14 protein-coding genes are annotated in these 23,921 nt (G+C 36.5%); all 14 read left to right on the forward strand.

The genetic code is table 11. The features are described 5' to 3' along the window. The first annotated feature begins 376 nt into the window (after window positions 1-376). The 14 genes from BUB35_RS07465 (at window position 377) to BUB35_RS07530 (ending at window position 23,918) form a co-directional block, all read left to right on the forward strand. Complete coding sequence (locus BUB35_RS07465; protein WP_072850634.1) at window positions 377-1,453, forward strand: HipA domain-containing protein; 1,077 nt, start codon at window positions 377-379, stop codon at window positions 1,451-1,453. Window positions 1,454-1,684: 231 nt separating this feature from the next. Next, entirely contained in the window at window positions 1,685-2,200 is a 516-nt protein-coding gene (locus BUB35_RS07470; RefSeq protein ID WP_072850573.1) for a zinc-finger-containing protein, read from the forward strand. Continuing rightward, entirely contained in the window at window positions 2,106-2,663 is a 558-nt protein-coding gene (locus BUB35_RS07475; protein WP_072850575.1) for a sigma-70 family RNA polymerase sigma factor, read from the forward strand. The genes BUB35_RS07470 and BUB35_RS07475 overlap by 95 nt, the downstream gene beginning before the upstream one ends. Window positions 2,664-2,724: 61 nt before the next feature. Further along, on the forward strand, window positions 2,725-3,429 hold the full coding sequence (locus tag BUB35_RS07480; RefSeq protein ID WP_072850577.1) for a hypothetical protein: 705 nt from the start codon (window positions 2,725-2,727) through the stop codon (window positions 3,427-3,429). A 414-nt stretch (window positions 3,430-3,843) separates the two neighbouring features. Next, window positions 3,844-8,043, forward strand: coding sequence for a DNA-directed RNA polymerase subunit alpha C-terminal domain-containing protein (locus BUB35_RS07485; protein ID WP_072850579.1), 4,200 nt, complete (start codon window positions 3,844-3,846; stop codon window positions 8,041-8,043). A gap of 4 nt (window positions 8,044-8,047) precedes the next feature. Beyond that, window positions 8,048-13,240 (forward strand): DEAD/DEAH box helicase, encoded by a 5,193-nt coding sequence (locus tag BUB35_RS07490; protein WP_072850581.1) that lies wholly within the window; start codon window positions 8,048-8,050, stop codon window positions 13,238-13,240. A gap of 11 nt (window positions 13,241-13,251) precedes the next feature. Further along, complete coding sequence (locus BUB35_RS07495) at window positions 13,252-14,976, forward strand: nuclease-related domain-containing DEAD/DEAH box helicase (protein WP_072850583.1); 1,725 nt, start codon at window positions 13,252-13,254, stop codon at window positions 14,974-14,976. A 523-nt stretch (window positions 14,977-15,499) separates the two neighbouring features. Continuing rightward, a complete protein-coding gene (locus BUB35_RS07500; RefSeq protein ID WP_072850585.1) occupies window positions 15,500-15,841 on the forward strand; it encodes a hypothetical protein in 342 nt (113 codons plus the stop codon). Window positions 15,842-16,039: 198 nt separating this feature from the next. Beyond that, on the forward strand, window positions 16,040-16,639 hold the full coding sequence (locus tag BUB35_RS07505) for a stalk domain-containing protein (RefSeq protein ID WP_072850587.1): 600 nt from the start codon (window positions 16,040-16,042) through the stop codon (window positions 16,637-16,639). 424 nt (window positions 16,640-17,063) lie between these two features. Further along, complete coding sequence (locus BUB35_RS07510) at window positions 17,064-20,333, forward strand: helicase-related protein (protein WP_072850589.1); 3,270 nt, start codon at window positions 17,064-17,066, stop codon at window positions 20,331-20,333. Window positions 20,334-20,432: 99 nt separating this feature from the next. Then, window positions 20,433-21,038, forward strand: coding sequence for a DUF4391 domain-containing protein (locus BUB35_RS07515; protein ID WP_072850591.1), 606 nt, complete (start codon window positions 20,433-20,435; stop codon window positions 21,036-21,038). Beyond that, on the forward strand, window positions 21,031-21,639 hold the full coding sequence (locus BUB35_RS07520) for a hypothetical protein (protein ID WP_072850593.1): 609 nt from the start codon (window positions 21,031-21,033) through the stop codon (window positions 21,637-21,639). Before BUB35_RS07515 ends, BUB35_RS07520 begins: the two co-directional genes overlap by 8 nt. 18 nt (window positions 21,640-21,657) lie before the next feature. Further along, window positions 21,658-23,565, forward strand: a complete 1,908-nt coding sequence (locus BUB35_RS07525; protein ID WP_200777579.1) for a site-specific DNA-methyltransferase — start codon at window positions 21,658-21,660, stop codon at window positions 23,563-23,565. Continuing rightward, window positions 23,565-23,918 (forward strand): hypothetical protein, encoded by a 354-nt coding sequence (locus tag BUB35_RS07530; protein WP_072850595.1) that lies wholly within the window; start codon window positions 23,565-23,567, stop codon window positions 23,916-23,918. The genes BUB35_RS07525 and BUB35_RS07530 overlap by 1 nt, the downstream gene beginning before the upstream one ends. The last annotated feature ends 3 nt before the right edge of the window (window positions 23,919-23,921 follow it).

Below are 23,921 nucleotides of genomic sequence, written 5' to 3' on the forward strand. Positions count from 1 at the left end.
CTTTCGTTTGGAATTAAAGTGTTCAATCGGCTTGGTAAACCCATGACCATGGAGCATCAACACCCTCGCATATAAGAATCCAGCTTAAGATGGACAGATGCGAAACCACACTGCAAGATGGTTGTCCAATCACTTAAGCAAACAGCCAGCGGTTTGAAGCTAACTTCCATGTCAGGGGAACAGACTTTTGGTGAAGTAACTCTCTGGGAGTTCAACAGGGGTGACTAGAACTTTTGCCTGATTGACACTGGGACAATTATATCATGGGTTTAATGAAGCCTATTGAACAAAGTAACTATTAAATTTTATATAAGAATAATGGTATCTAAAGATACTATACGAGGTGGTGTAAAGGGTGAAAACAGTATATGAAATCATGCATGGAAATCGGAAGGTTGCCTGGATCGATACACAGGGGCACTGCAAAATATATTATAAAAGTTTTATGCCCTTTAGCCTGTATCTTGAGGAAACAGAGAATGATATTGATACATTGGTAAATAATATCACAAATTTTTATCATTGGTGCGCAAGCAGGATATTGACATTGGACCGTCAGTATGCGAAGGCAATCTTAAACAGTATTGGTGCTTCGCAGGCATTTACAGATAAAGAACGTGCAGGAATTGCATTAACATACAGATGCCTGTCCTTGACAGATATTTATTGGGTACGCCAGAAAAAAGAAAAAATCTTCTTTGACGAAGTGAACCTTTATGAGAATCATTTGGACAATGCTTTGGTAGATGTTTCCTTAAAGGGAAAACAGCTTACTGTCCATAATGAGCATTTGGAAAATGAATTTGCAAAGGATCTTTCTACGAATGGATGTTTCCCGAAAGCATGGATTAGAAATAACGATAATTTTCAGCTTTATAAAGATGGTGGGAGAGAAGTAGTGGAAAATGAAATCCTCGCGAGTAAAGTTTGTCAGTGCTTTGACTGCAAACAGGTGACATATACTTTGGGAGAATATGATGGGGAACCTGTATCTGTCAGTGATATCATGACAACCAAAGAAAGATCTATCGTATCCAGAGAAGCCTTTGAAATTTATGCGGTAAATAAAGAGATTGACCCAATGAAATATATTTTGAAGCTGGATGCCTATTCTTTTTATATGATGAACATACTGGATTATCTTGTTGGCAATGTGGATAGGCATTGGGGTAACTGGGGATTTTTGATCGACAATCAAAAGAATAAACTACTCTGTTTGCATCCGTTGATGGATTTTAACCAGTCTTTCCAAGCGTATGATACCATAGAAGGAGCTAGATGCCAGACAGTTTTACCACTGCATATTTCTCAAAAGGAAGCCGCGGTGGAGGCTGTGAAAAAAATAGGTATGAATCAGATAACAGAAATCGATCCAGCGTGGTTTGCAGGAAAAGAAAAGGAATACAAGATGTTGCTGGATAGGCTGCATATTTTAAAAACATATGTGAAATGAGAAAAAAGTGAATACAAAGAGCAGAATCTATAATCAGGTTCTGCTCTTTTTTTGTTTCAAGAATTTTGTGCGGAAGTAGAAATTTTCATAAGTTAAATTATTTCAGATTTTATTTGTTTACATAATGTTGGTACAAATTTAAGCCACTGATTTTTCAGATTTGTAGATTTTATCATTTTATTTTCCTACAATTTTAGTAAAGAAGGATTTACAAAGATTGAGGTGATTCGTATGAAGACAAAAAAGAATCATAAACAGATGAGATGTCTATACTGCGGTGCAACAGTGATGCTACGTGATGCCAGTTTTGTATACGGGAAAAATGCTTTGGAAAAGAAAGTCTATGTTTGCTCAAACTATCCATCTTGTGATGCTTATGTAGGCGTATTGCCAAATAGCAATGGACCAAAAGGGACGTTAGCCAATGGAGAATTACGCAATTTAAGAATCTATGCCCATCATGTCTTTGATGAGATTTGGAAAAGAGGCATAATGAGCCGAAAAGATGCCTATCGTTGGATGAGAGATCAATTTTTTATGACAGGGGAGCAAGCTCATATCGGAAATTTCTCTGAATATATGTGTCAACGACTCATGGAGAAAAGCCAAGCATTATTGGAACAACACAACAAAGGAACGGGAGGGAAAAAGAATGAATATACATTTGAATGCAGAACAAAGAAAAATGGTAGAAGAAAATTTGTCGGTGATACAAAAAGTCATCAGCAAACATGTTATGCTCAATGAATCTGTAGATGGGATGGGATATGATGACATTTATCAGATTGGCAGTATTGGTCTATGTAAAGCAGCAGTGACATATCGCAGTGGAAGCGATGCGTCTTTTCAAACCTATGCTTTTTCCGTGGTACGCAATGAGATTTATAATCATCTGCGCAGTATTGTAAACAAACAAAAAGCAAAATTGACAGATATTGCGGAAAAACAGGCACTGGTATCATCAGAGCAGACACCGGAAGAGAGGATAGCGGATCAAGCAGCGCTGGATGCACTTCGCTTATCAAAGGAACGATATCAAGGTGTGGCAAAATGCGGAATTGAAGCCTTAGAACTGAAACTGAAAGGATACAGTGGTGCGGAAATCGCAAAAATGTATCAGGTAAAGCCTAATTATATCGCTGCTTGCATTTGCAGAGCTGTAAAGTATCTAAAGAAGGATAAGGCATTTTTCGCGGACTTAGGAAAATAACGAAATTTGTTGTAGTTGATATACTTGATTTTGTATCAGATAAATAAAGGAGGAAGAAAACATGATTCAATTATATGCGGCAGTTGGAAGATATCATATTGAGGTTCAGCCAAATGGCAAAAAAATACCTATTGTTACTGTTGGGATCAATGAATGTGCTTTGACCATAGAAGAGATGGTCCTTTGGTCTAGCCTGATCTGGAACATCCTGACAAAAGAGGAACTGGAAGAAAGCTATAAAAGAAAAGCAGAGAAATCTGGAGTAGATCCAAAAACTTTTGAAAATACTTTGCAGCGAATGGAAGGGAGAAACCTAGTTGCTAGTGCGAAAGCGATAAAGGGCGATGAGGCTTTATATCAACTTCTTGCGAACCTTTATGTGGTTCCTATCACAAGCAGCTTTTCTACAAAAGTAAAAGCGTTTCTGCATTTGATATTTTGCGAGAAAGTACCATTTTCTGCAGTAAAATTAGTTTTTCAAAAAGAATCCTATGACCAGATGCAGCAGAAAGTAATCCATTTGTCTAAGCAAACGCTGTTGTCTAGTGCAGAGATTTTGAAATGTATCGAAACAGGTGTGACAGATGTATCTACCAGTGAAAAAGTTCTGGATGCATTGTATGATGATGATTTCAGTACCTGCGATAATCTGGGACTTTTTATGCGATTTTATGACCATTATAGAGAGATTCTGGAAGCAGTGGCAACATTGTATTTGAGCAGGAATATTGTATTTGATAAATTGAGTCCAACAGATAAGATTTAATCTGATATATTTGGCATTATATATGGAAAACTGGTGATGAGATTTTTCATCAAAAAAAAGAGAATTGGAGTCGTTGCAATACAAAAGATTCCAGTTCTCTTATTTTATGGGATCTTTTTTGGCATTTTTTGTGTTAGATTACGGAATAGCTTAGAATTCATGAGACTTTTTTCACAAAATAATCTGATATGTAAATCTCAAAATTATTTCAAAATAAATACATACATGATATACTTAAATAACAAGATTTTCCATTTAAGCAGTATGCTATTAAGGTAAAGAACATGTATGAGGGCTATCACAGACTTAGGAAACAAAAAATTAGTATGAACCTAGAGAAAAATGCTCGCTCTGTTATGGAAAAACAGTAGAAATTAACTAAATAAAACGGGTAAATTATTGAGGTACAAAGATATGCGAATTATAAACAATGAAGAATATAAAGATATATCTATAGCTGAGCTAAAGTTATCTAAGAGGACATACAACTGTTTGATGCGTGCAGGTTTCCATACGCTTTATCTGCTTATCGAGAATTACGAAATTTTACCATCTATACGAAAAATGGGTGTAAAGAGTTTCAATGAAATTGAGGAGGTTTTAGATAAGATTTCTCAGGATGGGATTTCAGCTTTTATTCAAGGGTATCCTAATGTCACGGTACACTCTGCTGCTGAGGAATGTATGGTAGTTCAAGGTGTTCCTTTATCAGAGAGGATTCTTTCTCGTCCAGCAAGTGACTTGCATGTTTCTGTACGAATATATCACTCTTTTCAGAGTGAAGGGATTGAAACAATCGAACAGGCATTAAAACTGACACCAGAAGCAATATGCCATATGCGAAATATAGGGGCGATATCTGCACGACAACTACAGGAGCAGTTAGAATTACTATGTGAAATGGGTGAAGCTTATTTTGCATTAAATAACGGAGCGGCTGAGGATGATCCAAAAAGCCGGGTGTATAATAAGAGAGAAATAGATATAGCACTTGTAAAGACTTTGCAGGAAAACTATGGCCTTAAAATATCTTGGCTCAGTGAGTGGTACAGTCTTTCCAAACAGTCAATTTACAATAAACTTGCAAAAAAAGTGAACAAAGGACATTGGTGTAATAAAGAACTTCTATCCGAAGAAAGAATTGTTATTACCAGAATGATTGACGAGAGGCTGTTTTTCTTTGAAAAAGATGATGTTAAATATTACTTAGTAAATAATATGAAGGATAACTGTGCATATCTGATTATATCTGCCGAGGATATCAAATGTTTTTTTCTCGTTGATTTACCCGAAGCATTACAGGTGCGTATAAAAACACAGAATCTACATAGATTTACTGAGGATGAATGTACTGTGTTGGATACACTTGGTAAAAAAGTTTTTATTTTAAAAAAACAACATTTTATGCCAAATAATTCTTTAATGTTTAGGAATCTTGCGAATATACGAAATCTATCATTGGATGAATATTCAAAATTCCTTTTTGGACTTCCGTTTTGTTCAGCGAGTGTTTCCATTACTGATGATCGTATAATTGCTTTTTTAGAGGAAAACACAATTAATGGGCAAACTTACATTCCAGCCACTCCTGATAGTCAGTGGATTAGGGCATATATTTCGAGAAGTCCTTACAATACTGAAGAATTTATATCATTTTATGGTTTTAGTGTGGCAGGAAATGAAGAAAATGCTGTACTTGATTTTACTGCTGAGGATTTTAATATTGTCGAGCCGGATATGCAGATTCATGGAACAGGAGTGGATTATATTGAAAAACTATTTGCTGATACACCTCTTTTAGGTAGCCGAATTCTTTCAGAAAAGAATCTAGATATTTTGTATCAGAACAGTAGGGAATTTGTTGGTCAATTATTAAATTCTTTATCAGCAAAGCCTAGTCCGAAGGTTGAAATGCAGATTGCACTTGCAGTAATTAACTATGCCAAAGGCTGGAATACTGAGGGTGAATCTGGATTTTGGCGATATATTACTGCACAGTTTGGATATCGTGATGAGAGTGGTCAATTAAGAAATCTGCTGTGTAGTTGCATAAAAAATGCGTTGATTCGTAACAATAGATGGTTTGTAACAAATGCCAGCGGTAATCAATTTAAGTCTACCATTGTTGCCCATGCGTTTTCGACTAAGAAGTCATGGTTGTATTTCTGCGATTTCTTATTTGATTTTTACAAAACGAATCTTAACTGGCAGTATATTGAGGATGATCCGATGATTGCTCGTATGGTGTTGTCACTTCGAAATAAGATGAATACATCTGATGAAACATCTGATGAAGATATTGAAATCAGTTCTAAGGTCTACTACTTCAGAGAAGGTATTATCAAGCTAATTGTATATCGACCGAAATATGCAACGCGGTTGGTTACATCATTGATAAAGAGAATTGATAGTTTAGTGAATCACACGAACCTGGCTGCAACTACCTATGAGGAACAACTTTGCGATGAGTGGATGGCTAAAAAACTTCAAGGTATTACTACTGTAAGGAAAAAAGAGACAACTCGTGAAAGGCGAACTGTTGCAATTGATTATACCCGGATTCGACCCATCTATCAGTTGCATAATGAAACTGAGGTTAGAATTATGTTTCCTGATGTTCGACTTGCACATAATGAGTTTTCGTCGTTACGGCTTACAGTATGTCATGAAGGTAACATGGTTGAACAAAGAACGCTGAGTTTTTATGGTAATGAACTCGGAAAAACAATGAGCGGATTTGTGTTAAATCTAGAAGATTATCTTAGACGCTCTGGTTCTAATAAATTTGATCCACAGATCATTATTACTTGTGATGATACTGAAATTTATAACTCTGAAAAAGTGTTATATAGAGGTTGTCTGATTTTTAAGGAGAAGTCAGAGAAGGATGTAAGTAGTTGTGAAACAGGTGGCTATTCTCTTTTTGTACCTAAAACAGCAGTGGTAGATATTAACGGTGCAGAAGTATCTACCATCAAAGAAAGTACGTATATTAAGGGATATTATGCTGATCTTCAGAAGGGTTTCGTAATTAAAATCGATGGTGAACTTGTTGCTCTTGATAATGTTCAGAATAGCGGAGAACTTCGTATTATGGTTCCAAGTGGTAGTTACTTAGCTGAATATGTTAAGAATGGTGTTCGTTATAGTGTTGTTTCTGGAAAAGAAATCATATATATAGTTTCTTCTGAACGTGAAAAAGAAAAAAAATATCGACTTGCAATAAACACTGATCTTGTCGATTTTGATACTTTGTTATATGAAGAAAAGGAAGGGACAAGAATATATAAAGTTGAGATTGGCAAGTTAGGCACTGATGATGTGTCATTACGCTTAATGGATCTCTCTAGTAATCGTTTATTACTTAGAAGAAATCTGAAGATAATTCGCTCACTTAACTATCGTTTTAATAGAGCATATTATTTCTCAGATGAAGATTATTGTGAAGCAAGAGTAAGGGTTGCTATTGGAAATGATGGTGTTCGAGAATACCCAATTACTCCTGGTGATACATGCATCAATATTCCATATGAAAACGGAGAACTTGAAATTTCTGTTCCAGTAATTAAAGTTACCGATAATGCTGATACTGAGTGGAATGGATCAAATCTGTACTGGATTAGAGATATTCCACAGGAAAGGTTTGTTTATGTGAAGGTTCCAACAGGTGTTAACGTAGAAATGACTCTGAATGGTCATAGTATTAGTACAGAGAGTTTGAACGCATTTGCTCTCGGTAATGCTGTATATGGGTTTTCGAATTCTGAAGACAGAAGTTGGTTAATGGTTCAGCTGGCAGTTGCTGTAAATGGTCAGGAACCTCAGAAATATAACTTAGCCAGAATCGCTGTAAAAGAGCAGTTTGTTGAAAAGCCTGTAGTTAAGTTCGATGATGGAAAGATTAGTTGGAATCTTGGTTATGGCTTTATTGGTGATAAAAATGGCAGTTTTCAAATTACTATTTGTGAAGGAACTGAGTTTGAGAGAACCTTTAATTTGCAGTTGGAGAATGAACTAATTGCAGAAAATGTTGAACTTCCTATAGGAGAATATAAATACAGTATTAGCAAGCAATCTGGGAATCTGTTTGCGATGCAGCTTACCCCAATTATATGTGGTAGTCTTTTTGTTGGTGATGCGAACGAATTAAGATTTTTGAAGAAAATTATTAAGATTGAAACAATTACGTTTGAAGATGATACAAAGTATGAAGATGTAAAGATTCGACCTTGTTACATTGATCAAATCGAGTATAAAGGAATCCATTATGTTGGAAGCGAAGATAGAGAGTGTCCGGTATATACAGGTGTTATGTACTTTGTGAACGACAGTGGAAAACGCCATGAGTATTCATATGAAGATACAATTGATGAAAAGGGGCATCGCCTCTACCAGATCAATCCAGTTAGAATCGTGTATATTAATGATAGTACATTAAGCATTACCCATGAAACAGGTGATCCCGAAGATCCTGGTGATGGATTTTATTATTATCGTTACTTTGACAGGTGGAAAAATGTTGATATTTACCAGTTAACTGATTGGGAGCCTACAAGGTTCAATAAAGACAAATACTACCTTGCGGATTTATATTCATATAGAAAAGAGGTTTGATTCCATGTTTGATCCTATTCAAGCTTCAAATAACATACGAGATGAATTTATAAGTTACATTTCTACAAGCTTTCATCTGGCAGATCAGGAATATGCTAGACAATTTGCAGAGGCTTTAGGAAAAGAAAGTGCGGTATCAAAAGGTCCGTACCTTGATATTAGCGATTCCTTCGAATCTGGAAAGAGTATTACTACACTAATTGGTGAAAATGAAATGTCTCCGTTATTCCAAGAGCTGGAGCCAGATGTTCAGGAATGTGATAAGGAGATTAAGCTTGTTCGTGGTCTGTATAAGCACCAGGAAATAGCTGTACGTAAAATAAACTCAGGCAAGAACATCGTAGTTACAACGGGTACTGGTTCTGGCAAAACAGAATGCTTTATTCTACCAATCATTAATCACCTTTTACGTGAAAAAGAGGCAGGAACGCTCAATGATGGTGTACGAGCTATTTTGATTTATCCAATGAATGCATTGGCTAACGACCAGATGAAACGTCTACGTTTGATTCTTAAGCAGTATCCAGATATTACTTTTGGCGTCTATAACAGTAGCACCCGACACGAAGAATCTGATGGTATTGCAGAATATGGAAGAGTCTTTAAAGATCCGGATGGAAAGCCTCTAAAGCCTCTGAAAAATGAAGTGATTTCTAGAAAGACCATGCAGACTAGACCTCCACATATTCTTGTAACTAACTATGCTATGTTAGAGTATATGATGCTTAGACCAAATGATGATTTGGTATTTTCTGGTGCGAAGCTGCGTTTTCTTGTATTGGATGAGGCTCATATTTATAGAGGAGCTACTGGTATTGAAACTTCATTGTTACTTCGTCGACTGAAGGCGCGTATCAGCAATCCTGGTGAAGTTCAGCATATTCTTACCAGTGCAACTTTGGGTGGAAAAGAGGCGGATAACGATATTGTGTCCTTTGCTAGCACTCTGTGTGATGCACATTTTGACACAGATGATATCATTCGCTCTACTACTGTAATGCCTCTTTTGCCAGAGGCATCACAGAATATACCTTTTGAGGTTTTTGCGCGTCTTGCACATCCTGACACATCAATGGACGCTATCCTTGAGCAGTATGGTATTACTGTAAATAGTACTCAAAGCGATTCTGAAATATTATATGATCTTTGCGTTTCCTCAAAGGCATATAAGGTTCTACGGGAATGTGCCGTACGTCCGATGACTGTTCATGAAATTGCATCAGCAATGAGAGCTCATATGGATTTGAGAGATACTGATCTGGTAAACTTTATTCATGTAGCGTCGAAGGCAGAAAAAAATAAAACTGTTCTGATGAAAGCTAGATATCATATGTTTGTGCGTGCATTGGAAGGTACATTCATCACTTTAAATCCAAACAAAAAACTTTTTTTGACACGTCAGAACTATGCAGAAATTGATGGGGAGTCATGGAGGGTTTTTGAGGCGGCTGTGTGTGATGACTGTGGCCGTATTGGTGTTGCTGGTAAAACAATCAATGATCGCCTTGTGCCCGCTGCAAATCGTTATGACGAGGATATGGAGGTATATCTTCTGAGAAATCAAGGTGAAGAATTGGATTTAGATGATGATGACGATGCTGAAGATGAAAGTGGGATTGGCAAAGATGATTATATACTTTGTGCAAAATGCGGTGAAATTCATCATGAAAGTCAGAAAGCAGATTTTTCATGTGGTCATGGTTCGGGAAGTCTGATTCGAGTTCGTAAGGCAGAGCGTAAGGGTGTAAGAAATGAAAACACATGTCCTTGCTGTAATATGGGGCATATGAAGCTGTTTTATATCGGTTATGATGTTGCAACAGCCGTTCTTGGTACAGAGCTTTTTGAACAGCTTCCTGAATCTGAGGAAGTTCTTGAAACGAATAAATCTCCAATCGTAGCAACAAATAACCTTTTTGCAATGGCATCAGTACCAAAGACGCCGGTTAACATTATTAAGAAAAAAAGGCAGTTCCTTACCTTCTCTGATAGTAGGAGTGAAGCTGCATTCTATGCATGTTACATGACTTCTTTCTATGAAGAGTTCTTGAGACGTCGTGGAATCTGGCACGTAATTGAAAATAATAGAAAGAATATCAGTCAGCATCCATGGGAAATCTCAACGCTTGTACAGGAATTGACATCCTATTTTGATTCAAATAGAACATTTGCTTCTCCCGGTGATAAAGGTACAGAAAACCTTACGGTAATAAGTAAACGGCAGGCGTGGATTGCTGTGCTTAATGAAATGGTGAATGCGCGAAGAAGTACTAGTCTAGTATCTCTAGGCATTTTGGACTTTGTATATAAAGGAAACTCTGAAGAGATTATGGCTGCTGTTGCACATAAATACGGTCAGAAGGCTTCGGATATAAATGCGTTGTTTAACCTTCTGGTTATGGATATCGTTTATAATGGAGCTCTTGAGGGTGAAGATTGTGCTTTGACAAATGACGAGAGAGAGTATATATATTATGCAGCACATCCTCGTCGCTTCAAAAAATGTAAGGAATCTGATGCAGATAGGAAGAAGAATTATCTGAATGGTTGGATTCCGCGTGTCCGTGAGAATGGAAGACCATTCAAGAATGGTAGAATAACCCGTCTTATGGCAATGCTGGATATTACTGAAGATGCCGCTAGAGAACTGCTGACAATGTATTGGGATGCAGTGCTTATACATGGTGATTATGGATTAACTCCAGCGGGTGATGGGGAATATTTCTTCTCAACTGATAAATTCGTCATTGTTGTAGGCGATAAGGATCGTCCGATTTACATATGCGAAAAATGCGGAAAGACTACCATGGTTAACTGCAAAAATTGCTGTACAGCTTTGAAATGTGATGGACATCTGAAGCCGATCACTCGAGAGGTGCTTCTTGATGGCAACCATTATGCAAGACTGTATGCGGAAAAACTTATGTCTCCGTTACATATCAAAGAACATACTGCTCAGCTAGGTCGTGCAGAGCAACAAAAATATCAGGAAATGTTTGTTAACAAAGAAATTAACGCACTGAGCTGTTCAACTACTTTTGAGATGGGGGTTGACGTAGGTGATTTGGAAACTGTTTACTTAAGGAATATGCCTCCATCACCTGCAAATTATGTCCAAAGAGCGGGTCGAGCGGGTCGAAGCATTCACTCTGCTGCGTATTCATTAACTTATTCAAAACTGAGTTCACATGATTTTATGTATTTCGAACATCCGGAAAAAATGATTTCTGGTAAAATTGGAGTTCCAATATTTTCGATTTCAAACGAAAAGGTTATTCTGCGCCATGTGTTTGCTGTTGCTTTAAGTGAATTTTTTGCCAATAATCCAGATGTCTACAATGGTAATGATGCAGATGTTCTGCTAAATCAGGATGGGTATGAGAGATTGAAAGATTATTTGCTTGAAAATCCAGAGAATCTGGAAGCGTTGTTGCTGAAGTCTATTCCCAGAGCAATGCATACTGTAATGGGAATTACAGACTGGTCATGGGTAGATAAGCTCGTAGGCAGTGATGGTGCATTGAACATTGCCGTAATGGATTTCAGAGAAACGGTAAATTGGTATGAAAAAGAATTTAAGCGTCTGAAAAGCCGTGGAGATATTCAAACTGCTGCCAGACGTGAACGGCAATTGAAAGAATTCCGTCGTGGTCAGGAAGATAAAAGAGGGCGCAATGAATTGATTGAGTTCCTCGTTCGATATAATGTTCTTCCCAAGTATGGTTTTCCTGTTGATACCGTTGAACTTTATCAAGGAATAGATTTCAATCAGGAAAAGAAGCTTCAGATGGTAAGGGATTTACAGCTCGCAATTGCTGAATATGCGCCAGATGCACAGGTTGTTGCAGATGGAAAGCTTTATACAAGTAGATATATCAGAAAGCTCCCTCAAGCTACTGGTCAAGATTGGAGAGAAGTGTATATTGCACAGTGTGGTAACCCTTCTTGCATGACGTGGAACCATAAGATTATTGAACCATCAAAAGGTGGGGAGATTTGTATCTCTTGTGGTAATTCGATTGAGAGGGCTCGTTGGAGAAAAGCGATTGAACCTCGTAAAGGATTTATCGCAGAGTCAAAATCTAAAGATGTTCCGTTGCGTAAGCCAGACCGTTCATATAGAAGTGACGACTACTATATCGGAGATCCGACGCGCAAAGTAATGCATAAGAAGACCTTCAGGATTTTTGATAATGAGAAAATTCAGATGGAGACTTCAGCAAATGATTCTCTGATGGTTGTTTGTAATGATCATTTCTATGTTTGTGATCGTTGTGGATATGCTATTAGTTCTACTGCCGGTAAGGAAGAAAAAGATTTTAACTCTTTTGCAAAGAGCTATGAGAAGAAGCATAAGTCACCATGGGGCAAAGATTGTAACGGATTGCTGTACAGAAAGGAACTATGTCATTCCTTTAAAACTGATGTGGTAAGAATTACATTTGGTACATCCAGAGCAAAGAATCAGTCAACAATGCTTTCTGTAATGTATGCATTGCTTGAGGCGGTTTCTAGTGTTCTGGATATTGAAAGAACCGACATTAAGGGTTGCCTACATAAGGTTCGTTATGAACGCAGTATGGTATATGAAATTATACTTTATGATGCAGTGGCAGGTGGTGCTGGGCATGTACGTCGTCTTGTTTCCGATGACTGCGGAGTATTTCAGAGGGTTATTCAGAAGGCGATTAGTCTGACAAAGACTTGCAATTGCAATCCTTCTTGCTATAACTGCCTAAGAAACTATTACAATCAGACAATTCATGATAAGTTAAACCGAATTGAAGCTTATTCTTTCCTTGAGCACTACAATGGACCGACAATTGCTATTCCGGATGATCATTTCGAAGAACAGCATCATTCTTTGCGAGAAGAACTTACCGAAGACAAGGTTCGCTTTGCTGATGGATATAGCTGTACAGATTATCAAAATTGGAATGAGTTTGCGCCAATGATTCCTGAAGAATACATGAATGCCTTTGCAGATATGGATATGCTCCATGTTCCGATTCCATCAGAGTCTTATTGCAAGCTGAATGTTATCGGAACCAATATTTCTTCTGAGGTGCTTTTCTTTTGGAAGAATAAAAAGATTCTTGTATTCGATAATGACAATGAAAAAGTAGAGATTCAGGGATGGACATCGTTTTCTGTAAGTGAGATAAAGCCACGGGAATTTGCGGGGTATTTTAAATAGGGGGAATATTAATGGCACAAATGATTCCTCAAACAATGGAAGAGGATAACAACAGTTTTGGTGAACGTCAGGTATTTGAAGCGTTAAAAAAGCTATCGGATGATTATACGGTCTTTCATTCTGTAAGATGGAATGATCGTAATGCAAAGAACACAGTGGTATATGGAGAATCTGATTTCACAGTTTTTCATCCTAAAAAGGGCATTATCGTAATTGAAGTTAAGTCAGGTGGAATTGAGTGCATAAATAACACTTGGTCCTATATCCGTACTGATAATGGAGAGCGTCATCCCATGAAAAATCCTTTAAAACAGGCTGACAGAAGTAAGTATCGATTTTTGGATTTATTAGAGGATTTACTGAAGGACACAGAGTATACTGGCAGACCTCAGTACTGTATGGTTGAATCCGCAGTATGGTTCCCTTCTATTAGTAGGCGTGATGTGATTGGAACTCTCCCGATGGAATTCCATCCGGAAATCGTACTTTTTGAAACTGCATTGGATTCTCCAAAGAAATATATAGATGGCATTTATGATTTTTATGAGGGCCGTAAACATACTAGACTTGATAATACATCTGAAGAGATGATTCTTGATGCATTCTCTCCTCTGTATCGTGCAATGCCTAGTCTTAAATCAAAGCGTCTAGAGCAGGAAGAAATTTTTATTCGTTTGACTAAAGAGCAGAATTCACTGCTTGACTATCTGGAAGAGCAGAGGGTAGCGGCTGTCCAAGGGGCAGCTGGAACCGGCAAGACTTTTCTTGCTATTGAGAAAGCAAGAAGACTTGCATCTAGTGGCAAGGTTCTGTTTCTATGCTTTAATCAGTTTTTGCGTATTTATTTACAGGATCTGAAGAATGAAAATCCTAGGAAGTACGAGAATATTGAATTCTTCAATTTACCACAGTTAGTTTGTCAGAAGCTCAGAGTGCCTTCTGTTGATGTAGATGATATTATCCGATTTCTAGAAAATTATGATGTATATGATTGGGGGTACAAGCATATTATCATTGACGAGGGACAGGACTTCAACGATGATGAAATTGAGAGACTGTATGATATTGCATTACTGCAGGAAGGTGCATTCTATATTTTCTTTGATAAAAACCAGTTTGTGCAAGGACGTGAATTTCCGAACTGGCTAAAAAATTCTGAATGTAGATTAGTTCTGAATGTTAACTGTAGAAATACCTTCTCTATTGCGGATACTTCCGGGAAACCAATTAGTGTTGAACCTAAAGTAAAAAATAAAGGTGTAAAGGGGGATATGCCGAAGTTCTATGTTTGTGATGATAAGGCTGCGGGAATTAAAAAGATTTCTGTGTTGATTGATCAATATAGAAATAATGGATATGCTTACAATCAAATCTGTGTTCTGACTGTAAAAACTGAAACAACATCCATTCTACACGGTGTTGAAAAGATTGGTAACCATGGTATTAAGACAATACGTGATAATAGAAATGTGCTCTTTACAACAGCCAGAAAGTTTAAAGGACTTGAGGCTGATGCAATCATCATCATTGATGCTGATGCAAAGACCTTTGCTGATGAAGAGAGCAGGAGATTATTCTATGTCGGTGCTTCTCGAGCAAAACATTATCTTGACATTGTTTTTGTTGGGAATATGGTTGACCTTGAAGATATGGTTTCAAAGATCGGAGATAAGAAATACCCAACTCCATTAATTGGTATTGCACGTAGTTTGAACGTAAAGCCATTACTTAATTGATGAATCTGTATAGAGATAGCATGTGAAGTCCCAAAAAAGTCTAAACGAATATTAGGACTTAGCTCTTTGGATACCATTGTGTTCCCAAGTCTATTAATATTATCCGTAGTGAATGGTGCCGGTGTTATTACACTTGATATATTTTTCTATGCTGATATACTAACTATACAGAGTATACATATACTGCAATGCGATTGGTTTGTATAGTTATCATAGGCACTGTATATGATGGTACGCTGGATACAGGAAGCTAAAAAACAAGATTTGAAGAGGCTACTAAATTTCTGTAAGAATATCGTAGAATAAAATGTTTTTCTATACGAGAAGTCGGAAGCCAAAAGGCTTCCGGCATTTTATGTAGAAGCAACTGAAAAGGAAATACTAAATTTGTTATGATTATAAAATCGTTTTTTTCTTAGGTGGTATTTTATAACAGCTGTTTACAGCTTCTAGAAAAATAGATATGATGATTTCAGAGAGAATTTGTACATTCGAGATTGTTTTCGTGAAAGAGGAAAGATAAATGGAATATATAGAATTCGATGTAACAGAAAGGAATAACTTGCGTTGGAAAGAAATGATGTATAAAAAGCTGAAAACAGCAAAGACCTTTGAGATACACTGCTGGAATATGGAGCAAGAGGAAATCAATATGGCACTTTTATTTGGAGAAGTGAAAGAAACTTGCTGGAAATATGGAAAGATCATTCAGGGCAATGTAACACCGGAATTTACAAACTATGTTCTGAATATACCAAAACCTGCTGACACAGAAATCTATAATAAAATGACACCGTTTTTTACTATTGCCTTGGATAATGGATTTTGGTCAGAGCATTATGGCACAGAACTGACACAAGCATAAGTTGATGTGGAGAGAACATCCAGATGACTTATTGTTTTCATAAGTTTTATGGATGTAAAGAAGTAATAGAAGGATGGAGGTATATGATGATAAAGGCGCTTTTAAAGATTACGTTTTTAATTTTTCTGTTTCCTGTTATGGTTATTTATAATCTGGTAAAATCGGCATAAGAAACGACATCATGAAAGGGGTATAGAAATGGGGAATTTCAAAGCATTTGCAGCAGGTGTTGTGGCGACTGTTGTTGCATTACAATGTGGCACATTTGCATACGGTAAATGGATGGAGGAAAAGATATCTGTTATTTATCAAAATATACAAGTAACTGTAGATGATAAAGAATTGATTACAACAAACGAACCTTTTATTTATAACGGGACAACGTATCTGCCTGTCCATGATGTTGCGGAAGCTGTTGGGAAAAAGGTTTCCTGGGATAATGAAAAGAAAATTGTACGATTATATGACTCTGATGTAGTAGAGTCTACAAAACCGGATCAAAAGGAAACTTCAAGTCAAGATTGCTTTACTGTTTCGAATTTGAAGACAGACTATTTTGCAGGGACTTATCGTGTATATGGGGAAATCACAAACCACTATGACAGAGATTTTGAGTTTGTAGCATTTAAATTGAATTTCTATAATGGTACAAGTTTAAAAGGAACAGGAAACGGTATTGTTATGAACATGAGTGCAGGAGAAACGAAAGTGTTTGAGATCTATATACAGGATAATATTTCTGGTGCAACAAGATATGAATTGCAGATGGAATCGGCATTGAATTATGATGAGTTGTAATTTTATTCGATAAAAACATCCCGGAACAAAAGTGCTTCGGGATGTTTTTTGCTTTCAGAGGATAGTACCGTGTGTTCTATTAGAGGAAAAGAAGTTATGCATACAAAATTACATAATTTTGATTTTATTATGGTCAAATAAAGTGTTTGATAATTAAGTACGATACATTTGAAATATAGATATTCATAATGATACTGTTCATGCCTTTAAAATAAGATGAGAATGATATTCAATGGGTCAAGAAGCGGGAAAAAGTACATTCAGATTATAGGTATATGTTAGATGTTGTGATATTATTTTTAGAAGATAGTGTATGTAAGTTGGAAAAAAATGTTTTAAGATATATAATGATATTAACAAAGAATATTTGCCTATGTTTTTAATGAGTGTTTTTTAAGGTAGTGTCTTTTCGGGAGAAATGTATATGGAATTGATCAATAATACAACAAAAACATTAAAGGATGATTTAGCTATCGAAATAAAAAAGGGGAGCAAGTTATCTATTGCAGCAGCTTGTTTTTCAATTTACGCATTTCAGGAACTGAAAGAGCAGTTGAAAAGCATAGAAGAACTGCGTTTTATTTTCACATCACCAACTTTTGTGACAGAAAAAGCAAAAAAAGAGAAAAGAGAATTTTACATTCCCAGATTAAACAGGGAACGGAGTTTGTATGGCACTGAATTTGAAGTAAAACTCCGTAATGAACTGACCCAAAAAGCTATTGCAAAAGAATGTGCCGAATGGATCAGAGAAAAGGTTACCTTCAAATCTAATACTACAAATGATAATATGATGGGATTTATCAATCTAGATGATAAAAATTATATGCCTATCAATGGGTTTACCACTGTGGATATGGGATGTGAACGAGGTAATAATGCGTATAATATGATCCAAAAAACAGAAACGCCATTTTCCACAGCCTATATTGAATTGTTTGATAGTTTATGGAAGGATAACACAAGGCTTCAGATTGTTACAGATGAGGTGATTGATAGTATTACCGCCGCATATCAGGAAAACTCTCCAGATTTTATTTATTTTGTAACGCTGTATAATATTTTCAATGAATTTTTGGAAGATATTTCAGAAGATATGTTACCAAATGAAGCTACAGGTTTTAAGAAAAGTAAAATTTGGTCAATGCTGTATAACTTTCAAAAAGATGCAGCCCTTGCGATCATCAGTAAACTGGAAAAATATAATGGCTGCATTTTAGCTGATAGCGTAGGGCTTGGCAAGACTTTTACAGCGTTAGCCGTTATCAAATACTATGAAAATAGAAACAAGTCTGTACTAGTCCTTTGCCCTAAAAAGTTGACAAACAACTGGAATACATATAAAGATAACTATGTAAATAATCCAATTGCATCTGATCGTTTACGTTATGACGTATTGTATCATACGGACTTGAGTCGTACAAAGGGTACGTCAAATGGACTTGACTTAGATAGATTGAACTGGAGCAATTATGATTTGGTTGTCATTGATGAATCCCATAACTTCCGTAATGGCGGTAAGTTATCTGGTGAAGATAATGAAAAGGAAAACCGTTATTTAAGACTGCTCAATAAAGTGATTCGTAAAGGTGTAAAGACTAAGGTTTTAATGTTATCTGCAACTCCGGTAAACAATCGTTTTAATGACTTAAAAAATCAGCTAGCTCTTGCCTATGAAGGAAACACAGAACTCATTGACGATAAATTGAATACCACTCGTAGTATTGATGATATCTTTAAAAATGCCCAAAGAGCATTTAATACATGGAGCAAGTGGGAAGCCGTTGATCGTACAACAGCAAACTTACTCCGCATGCTGGACTTTGACTTTTTTGAGGTTTTGGATTCTGTAACCATAGCTCGCTCCCGTAAACATATTCAGAAATATTATGATACAGCGGATATCGGAACATTTCCAACTAGATTGAAGCCCATATCATTAAGTCCACGTTTTACAAATCTAAAGGAAGCAATCAATTATAATGAAATTTTTGAGCAGCTTATGCTGTTGACATTGACGATCTATACGCCAACACATTTTATTTTACCAAGCAAAATGGAAAAGTATGCTGAGTTATATGGCGACAATAAAGTGAATATTGGTTTTACACAGGCAAATCGTGAACAGGGGATTCGTAGATTAACAGCTATCAACTTGATGAAACGAATGGAAAGTTCTGTATTTTCTTTTAATCTCACATTGAAAAGAATTTTAGCATTGATCGATTCTACAATACAAATCATTGATAGCTATGATAAAATGTCCTCGGTGAAATTGGATCTAGTGGATATCACAGATTTGGATGAGTTCGATGGTGAAGATCAGAACGATGATGAACTTTTTACATTTGGCAGAAAAGTAAAAATTGAAATTGGTGATATGGACTACAAGTCATGGAGAATCAGTCTTGCAAAAGATAGAGAAACACTGGAACTCCTGACCTCTATGGTTGGAGATATTACACCTGAGTATGACAGCAAACTGCAGGAATTGTTTCAGGTGATCAAAAACAAAATGGAACATCCAATCAATGAGGGGAATAAGAAAATTATAATATTTACTGCTTTTGCAGATACAGCAGGTTATTTGTATGATCATGTAAGCAAGTACGTAAAAGAAAATTTTGGGTTGAATACAGCAATCGTATCCGGTTCTATCGAAGGACGTACAACAATTCCAAAGCTTCGTAGTGATTTGAATACGGTATTGACTTGTTTTTCTCCGATTTCAAAGGATAAACAGCTTCTGATGCCGAATGATGACAGAGAGATTGATTTACTCATTGCAACCGACTGCATTTCCGAAGGTCAGAATTTGCAGGACTGTGATTATTTGATTAACTATGATATCCATTGGAATCCGGTCCGTATCATTCAGCGTTTCGGGCGTATTGACCGTATTGGAAGCCGTAATGCTTATATTCAGCTTGTTAATTTTTGGCCGGATGTAACGCTTGATGAGTATATCGACCTGAAAGCGAAGGTTGAAACCCGTATGAAAATTGTGGACATGACTGCAACAGGTGATGATAACTTACTGAGCGATGAAGAGAAAACAGACCTGGAATATCGAAAAAATCAGTTGAAACGGCTGAAAGAAGAAGTGGTAGATATTGAAGATATGACCACAGGTATTTCCATTATGGATTTGGGATTGAATGAGTTTAGGCTTGATTTGCTTGCGTATATCAAAAATCATGCAGATTTGGATAAAACACCTTTTGGGTTACATGCTGTAGTCCCGGCATCGGAAGAAATGCCGGTAGGAGTGATCTATGTTTTGAAAAATCGTTCAAACAGCGTTAATATTGATAATCAAAATCGGCTGCATCCATTTTATATGGTTTATGTCAGTCAGGATGGGGATATCGTTTGTGATCATTTGTCACCCAAAGATATGCTGGATAAAATGCGTTATCTTTGCAAGGGAAAATCGGAACCCAATATAGTATTGTGTAAGGTGTTCAATAAAGAAACCCGTGATGGTAAAGATATGAGAGAGTTATCAAAGCTTTTGGAAAGAGCCATTTCCTCTATTATAGAAGTAAAAGAGGAAAGTGATATTGATGCCTTTTTAGGTGGTGGACAGATCAGTTTTCTGTCAAATGAAATCAAAGGTTTGGATGATTTTGAATTGATTTGCTTTTTGGTCATTAAGGAATTGCCAAAATCTATTTCGCAGAAGAAGTCATAAGAGAACAAAACCTTTGTTACTTTGAACCCAGATTGCAAAAAATATATCATTTCATCTGTAACGAACATCTGATAATATTACAAGGAAGGGGCTGAAAAAATGCTTGGATTACCTCAAAATACGGAAATGAACAAGCAGCTTCCGAAAAAAGCGATCTATACTAAATTTCAAATGAATACAGCGGCGAAAGAAAAAATCGACTATGATATTTCTAAACTTTCCATTGTAAATGAAATTTCCCCTTCCCGCGTGCAGGTTTCGGAAGGGGAAAGTGTCAAATCGTTCTATGTACTTCTGGTGTCTTTGAAGCATAAGGATTTTGACGAAAAGAACATCGTTACCATTTCAAAGATCATTCCTCAGAATATGCTGATGGTATTGGAGTATGAACAGGAAGCAAGGCTGGCGGTTTATCACACAAAACTGATGATGACACCGTGGCAGAAAACTGAAGACATTACAGTTACGCTAAAGGGACTGGACCTGAATCAGATTTGGGAAAATATTATTGTTCAGATCGGGGAAATCAATATGGATGCTGGAAATACCCTGGAAGAACAAATTGCACTGGATGAGCAGAAAGCAAAGTTGCAAAAAGAGATTGCGAAGCTGGAAAAGCAGGCGAGAGCAGAAAAACAGCCGAAGAAGAAGTTTGAGTTGGTGCAGAAAATTAATCAATTCAAAAAGGAGTTATATAATGACTAATATACTTGATTTTATTACAATGAATTTGGGTTGGATCATAATCATAACAGGTTTTTTCATTCCGCCTGTGAGGGATTTTGTTATAAAACAGTTTCAATTATCTCTAGATAAGGCACTGGAAGATAAAAAAAGTGTCAATGAGAGAAAAAACTATATAAGTAAAACCAGATTCGATACAGAATTTGAAATCTACCGACAACTTTCAAAAGATTTTTTTGCTATGATAAAACACACATCTAAATTAAATCCTTATGGTATGATTAGTACACCAGCATTTGATAGCGAAGAAGAAAAAGATGAGTATGATAAGAAAATTTATAAAACGGCAGTGAAAGCATTTTTCGTTGCACAAGATAATTTACAAGCAAATGCTCCTTTTATAAGAGAAGATATCTATAATGGGTATAATAAAATATTAGAGCTTTGCAATTATCAACTTCATGTATTTCAGCAACGATGGAATTTATCATTTTGTGCTATTTGTAAAGAGGATGCGTTACCAACAGATGAAGAACAAAAAATGACGAAAGAAATATATGATAAATTGAATGACTTAAATAAAAAAGTCAGAGCATATCTTGCAAGTTTGGATGTGTTATAAAATAGGAGGAAAATGAAAATGGACAAGCTGAAAATGCACACGCCCAACAAGGCGGATGAAAATTACAAAAAACTGGCGGAGCTATTCCCCAACGCAATTACAGAAACCATTGATGAAAATGGGAAAGTTGTGCGTGCCATAGACAAAGATGTATTGATGCAGGAAATCAACACAAGGGTAGTGGACGGCAAAGAAGAACGCTATCAGTTTACATGGCCGGACAAGAAAAAGTCTGTGCTGCTGGCAAACGCTCCAATTGCCAAAACCCTTCGTCCTTGCAGAGAAGAAAGTGTCGGCAAAGATGGAACCCCTGGAGGATTTGACTCCGAAAACCTCTATATTGAAGGGGATAACCTTGAGGTGTTGAAGCTTTTACAGGAAACATATTTGGGAAAAATCAAAATGATTTACATAGATCCTCCCTATAATACAGGAAATGATTTTGTGTATGAAGATGACTTTGCACAAAGTACAGAGGATTACATGGCAAATAGTGGGCAGTATGATGAAGAAGGTAATCGACTTGTTATAAATACAGAAAGCAACGGTCGTTTCCATACGGATTGGCTGAATATGATTTATCCTCGTTTAAAGATTGCTAAGGATTTACTTGCGGAGGACGGTGTTTTTTTCATCAGCATAGACGATGTGGAAGTATCTAATTTGAGAAAAATATGTGATGATGCATTTGGAGCAGACAATTTCATTGCCAACTTGGTTTGGCAAAAGAAATTTTCTCGTTCCAACGATGCTACATATTTTTCTACAATGCATGATCACATCTTATGTTATTGTAAAGTTAATTTGCATTCTAACGAAAATGGATGGAAAATTGGACTTTTACCGAGGGGGGATGAAACTCCGGAAGGATACTCTAATCCGGATAATGACCCTCGTGGACCATGGACATCAGTAGTTTTGTCTGCTAAGTCAGGATCAGAAAGTCTTTTGTATGAAATTACAACTCCAAGTGGACGTAAAGTTGTACCACCAAGCGGACGATTTTGGAGTTGTAGCCAAGAAACCTTTAACAAGTGGAACAATGATAATCGTATTTGGTTTGGCGTAAATGGAGATGGTTCCCCACGAAAGAAAACATTTTTGTCTGAAGTTCAACCTGGATTAAGACCAAATACACTACTATTTCAAGCAGATGTTGGTCATAATCAAGAGGGAAAACAAGAGTTAAAAAAGATTTTTGATGATGTTGGAGTTTTTGATAGCCCAAAACCAGTACGCCTGCTGAAAACCCTTGCAGTAATTGCAAATCTAAAAGATGATGATATAGTCATGGATTTTTTCTCCGGTTCTTCCACCACTGCTCACGCTGTTATGCAGTTAAATGCAGATAATGGGGGGCACTGCAAGTTTATCATGGTACAGGTTTCAGATAGAACTAATGAAAAGAGTGAAGCCTACAAAGCCGGTTACAAAAATATTTGTGAAATTGGAAAAGAGCGTATTCGTAGAGTGGGAAAGAAAATCAAAGAAGAAAATCCTCTGGGAACACAGAGTTTAGATACAGGTTTCCGTGTGCTCAAGTGTGATACTTCCAATATGAAAGATGTGTATTATAATCCGAATGAATTTGACCTTCCGAAAATTGGCGAATCGGTAGATAACATCAAAGAAGACAGAACACCGGAAGATTTGCTGTTCCAGGTGATGCTGGATTTAGGTGTATTGCTGTCCAGCAAGATAGAAGAAACAGTCATTGCTGGCAAGAAGGTATTCAATGTTGCAGATGGTTTCCTGATTGCTTGCTTTGATGAAAATATCACCGATGAAACCATAATAGCCATTGCAAAACAGCAGCCTTATTATTTTGTTATGCGGGATAGTTCTTTGGCAAACGATAGCGTAGCTACGAATTTCGAGCAGATTTTCGCTACATACAGCCCTGATACAGTAAGGAAGGTGTTATAATGGCTACATTAAAAGATATATATGATATTATAAAAGAATTACGCAGTCTTGCAAAAGAAATACAAAACCAAGAAGTATCTGCACTTGTTGCAGATATTCAGGATAAATATTTTGATTTGAAAGAAGAGCTAGAAAGCATTAAGGATGAAAATAAAGAGTTAAAAGAAAAACTTAGTCAAAAAGAAGATATTGTTTTGAATGAATTTGGTTTTTATGTGAAAAAATCAGAAAACTCAAAACATGTTTTTTGCCCATATTGTTATAATAAAGATGACCAACTATGCTTATTAGAACGAGATAATAATGAATTTTATTGTAAAAACTGCAATCAATATTTTATAAATAGAGGTTAAATT

Origin of the sequence: Anaerotignum lactatifermentans DSM 14214, assembly GCF_900142265.1 — a bacterium.
Taxonomy (GTDB): Bacteria; Bacillota; Clostridia; order Lachnospirales; family Anaerotignaceae; genus Anaerotignum; species Anaerotignum lactatifermentans.

Bases quoted from the DNA above. Each gene is read 5' to 3' on its own strand.
- BUB35_RS07480 (WP_072850577.1), top strand. From the start codon at position 2,725: ATGATTCAATTATATGCGGCAGTTGGAAGATATCATATTGAGGTTCAG.
- BUB35_RS07530 (WP_072850595.1), top strand. From the start codon at position 23,565: ATGGCTACATTAAAAGATATATATGATATTATAAAAGAATTACGCAGT.
- BUB35_RS07515 (WP_072850591.1), top strand. From the start codon at position 20,433: ATGCTTGGATTACCTCAAAATACGGAAATGAACAAGCAGCTTCCGAAA.
- BUB35_RS07495 (WP_072850583.1), top strand. From the start codon at position 13,252: ATGGCACAAATGATTCCTCAAACAATGGAAGAGGATAACAACAGTTTT.
- BUB35_RS07520 (WP_072850593.1), top strand. From the start codon at position 21,031: ATGACTAATATACTTGATTTTATTACAATGAATTTGGGTTGGATCATA.
- BUB35_RS07475 (WP_072850575.1), top strand. From the start codon at position 2,106: ATGAATATACATTTGAATGCAGAACAAAGAAAAATGGTAGAAGAAAAT.
- BUB35_RS07465 (WP_072850634.1), top strand. From the start codon at position 377: ATGCATGGAAATCGGAAGGTTGCCTGGATCGATACACAGGGGCACTGC.
- BUB35_RS07510 (WP_072850589.1), top strand. From the start codon at position 17,064: ATGGAATTGATCAATAATACAACAAAAACATTAAAGGATGATTTAGCT.
- BUB35_RS07470 (WP_072850573.1), top strand. From the start codon at position 1,685: ATGAAGACAAAAAAGAATCATAAACAGATGAGATGTCTATACTGCGGT.
- BUB35_RS07505 (WP_072850587.1), top strand. From the start codon at position 16,040: ATGGGGAATTTCAAAGCATTTGCAGCAGGTGTTGTGGCGACTGTTGTT.
- BUB35_RS07525 (WP_200777579.1), top strand. From the start codon at position 21,658: ATGGACAAGCTGAAAATGCACACGCCCAACAAGGCGGATGAAAATTAC.
- BUB35_RS07490 (WP_072850581.1), top strand. From the start codon at position 8,048: ATGTTTGATCCTATTCAAGCTTCAAATAACATACGAGATGAATTTATA.
- BUB35_RS07500 (WP_072850585.1), top strand. From the start codon at position 15,500: ATGGAATATATAGAATTCGATGTAACAGAAAGGAATAACTTGCGTTGG.
- BUB35_RS07485 (WP_072850579.1), top strand. From the start codon at position 3,844: ATGCGAATTATAAACAATGAAGAATATAAAGATATATCTATAGCTGAG.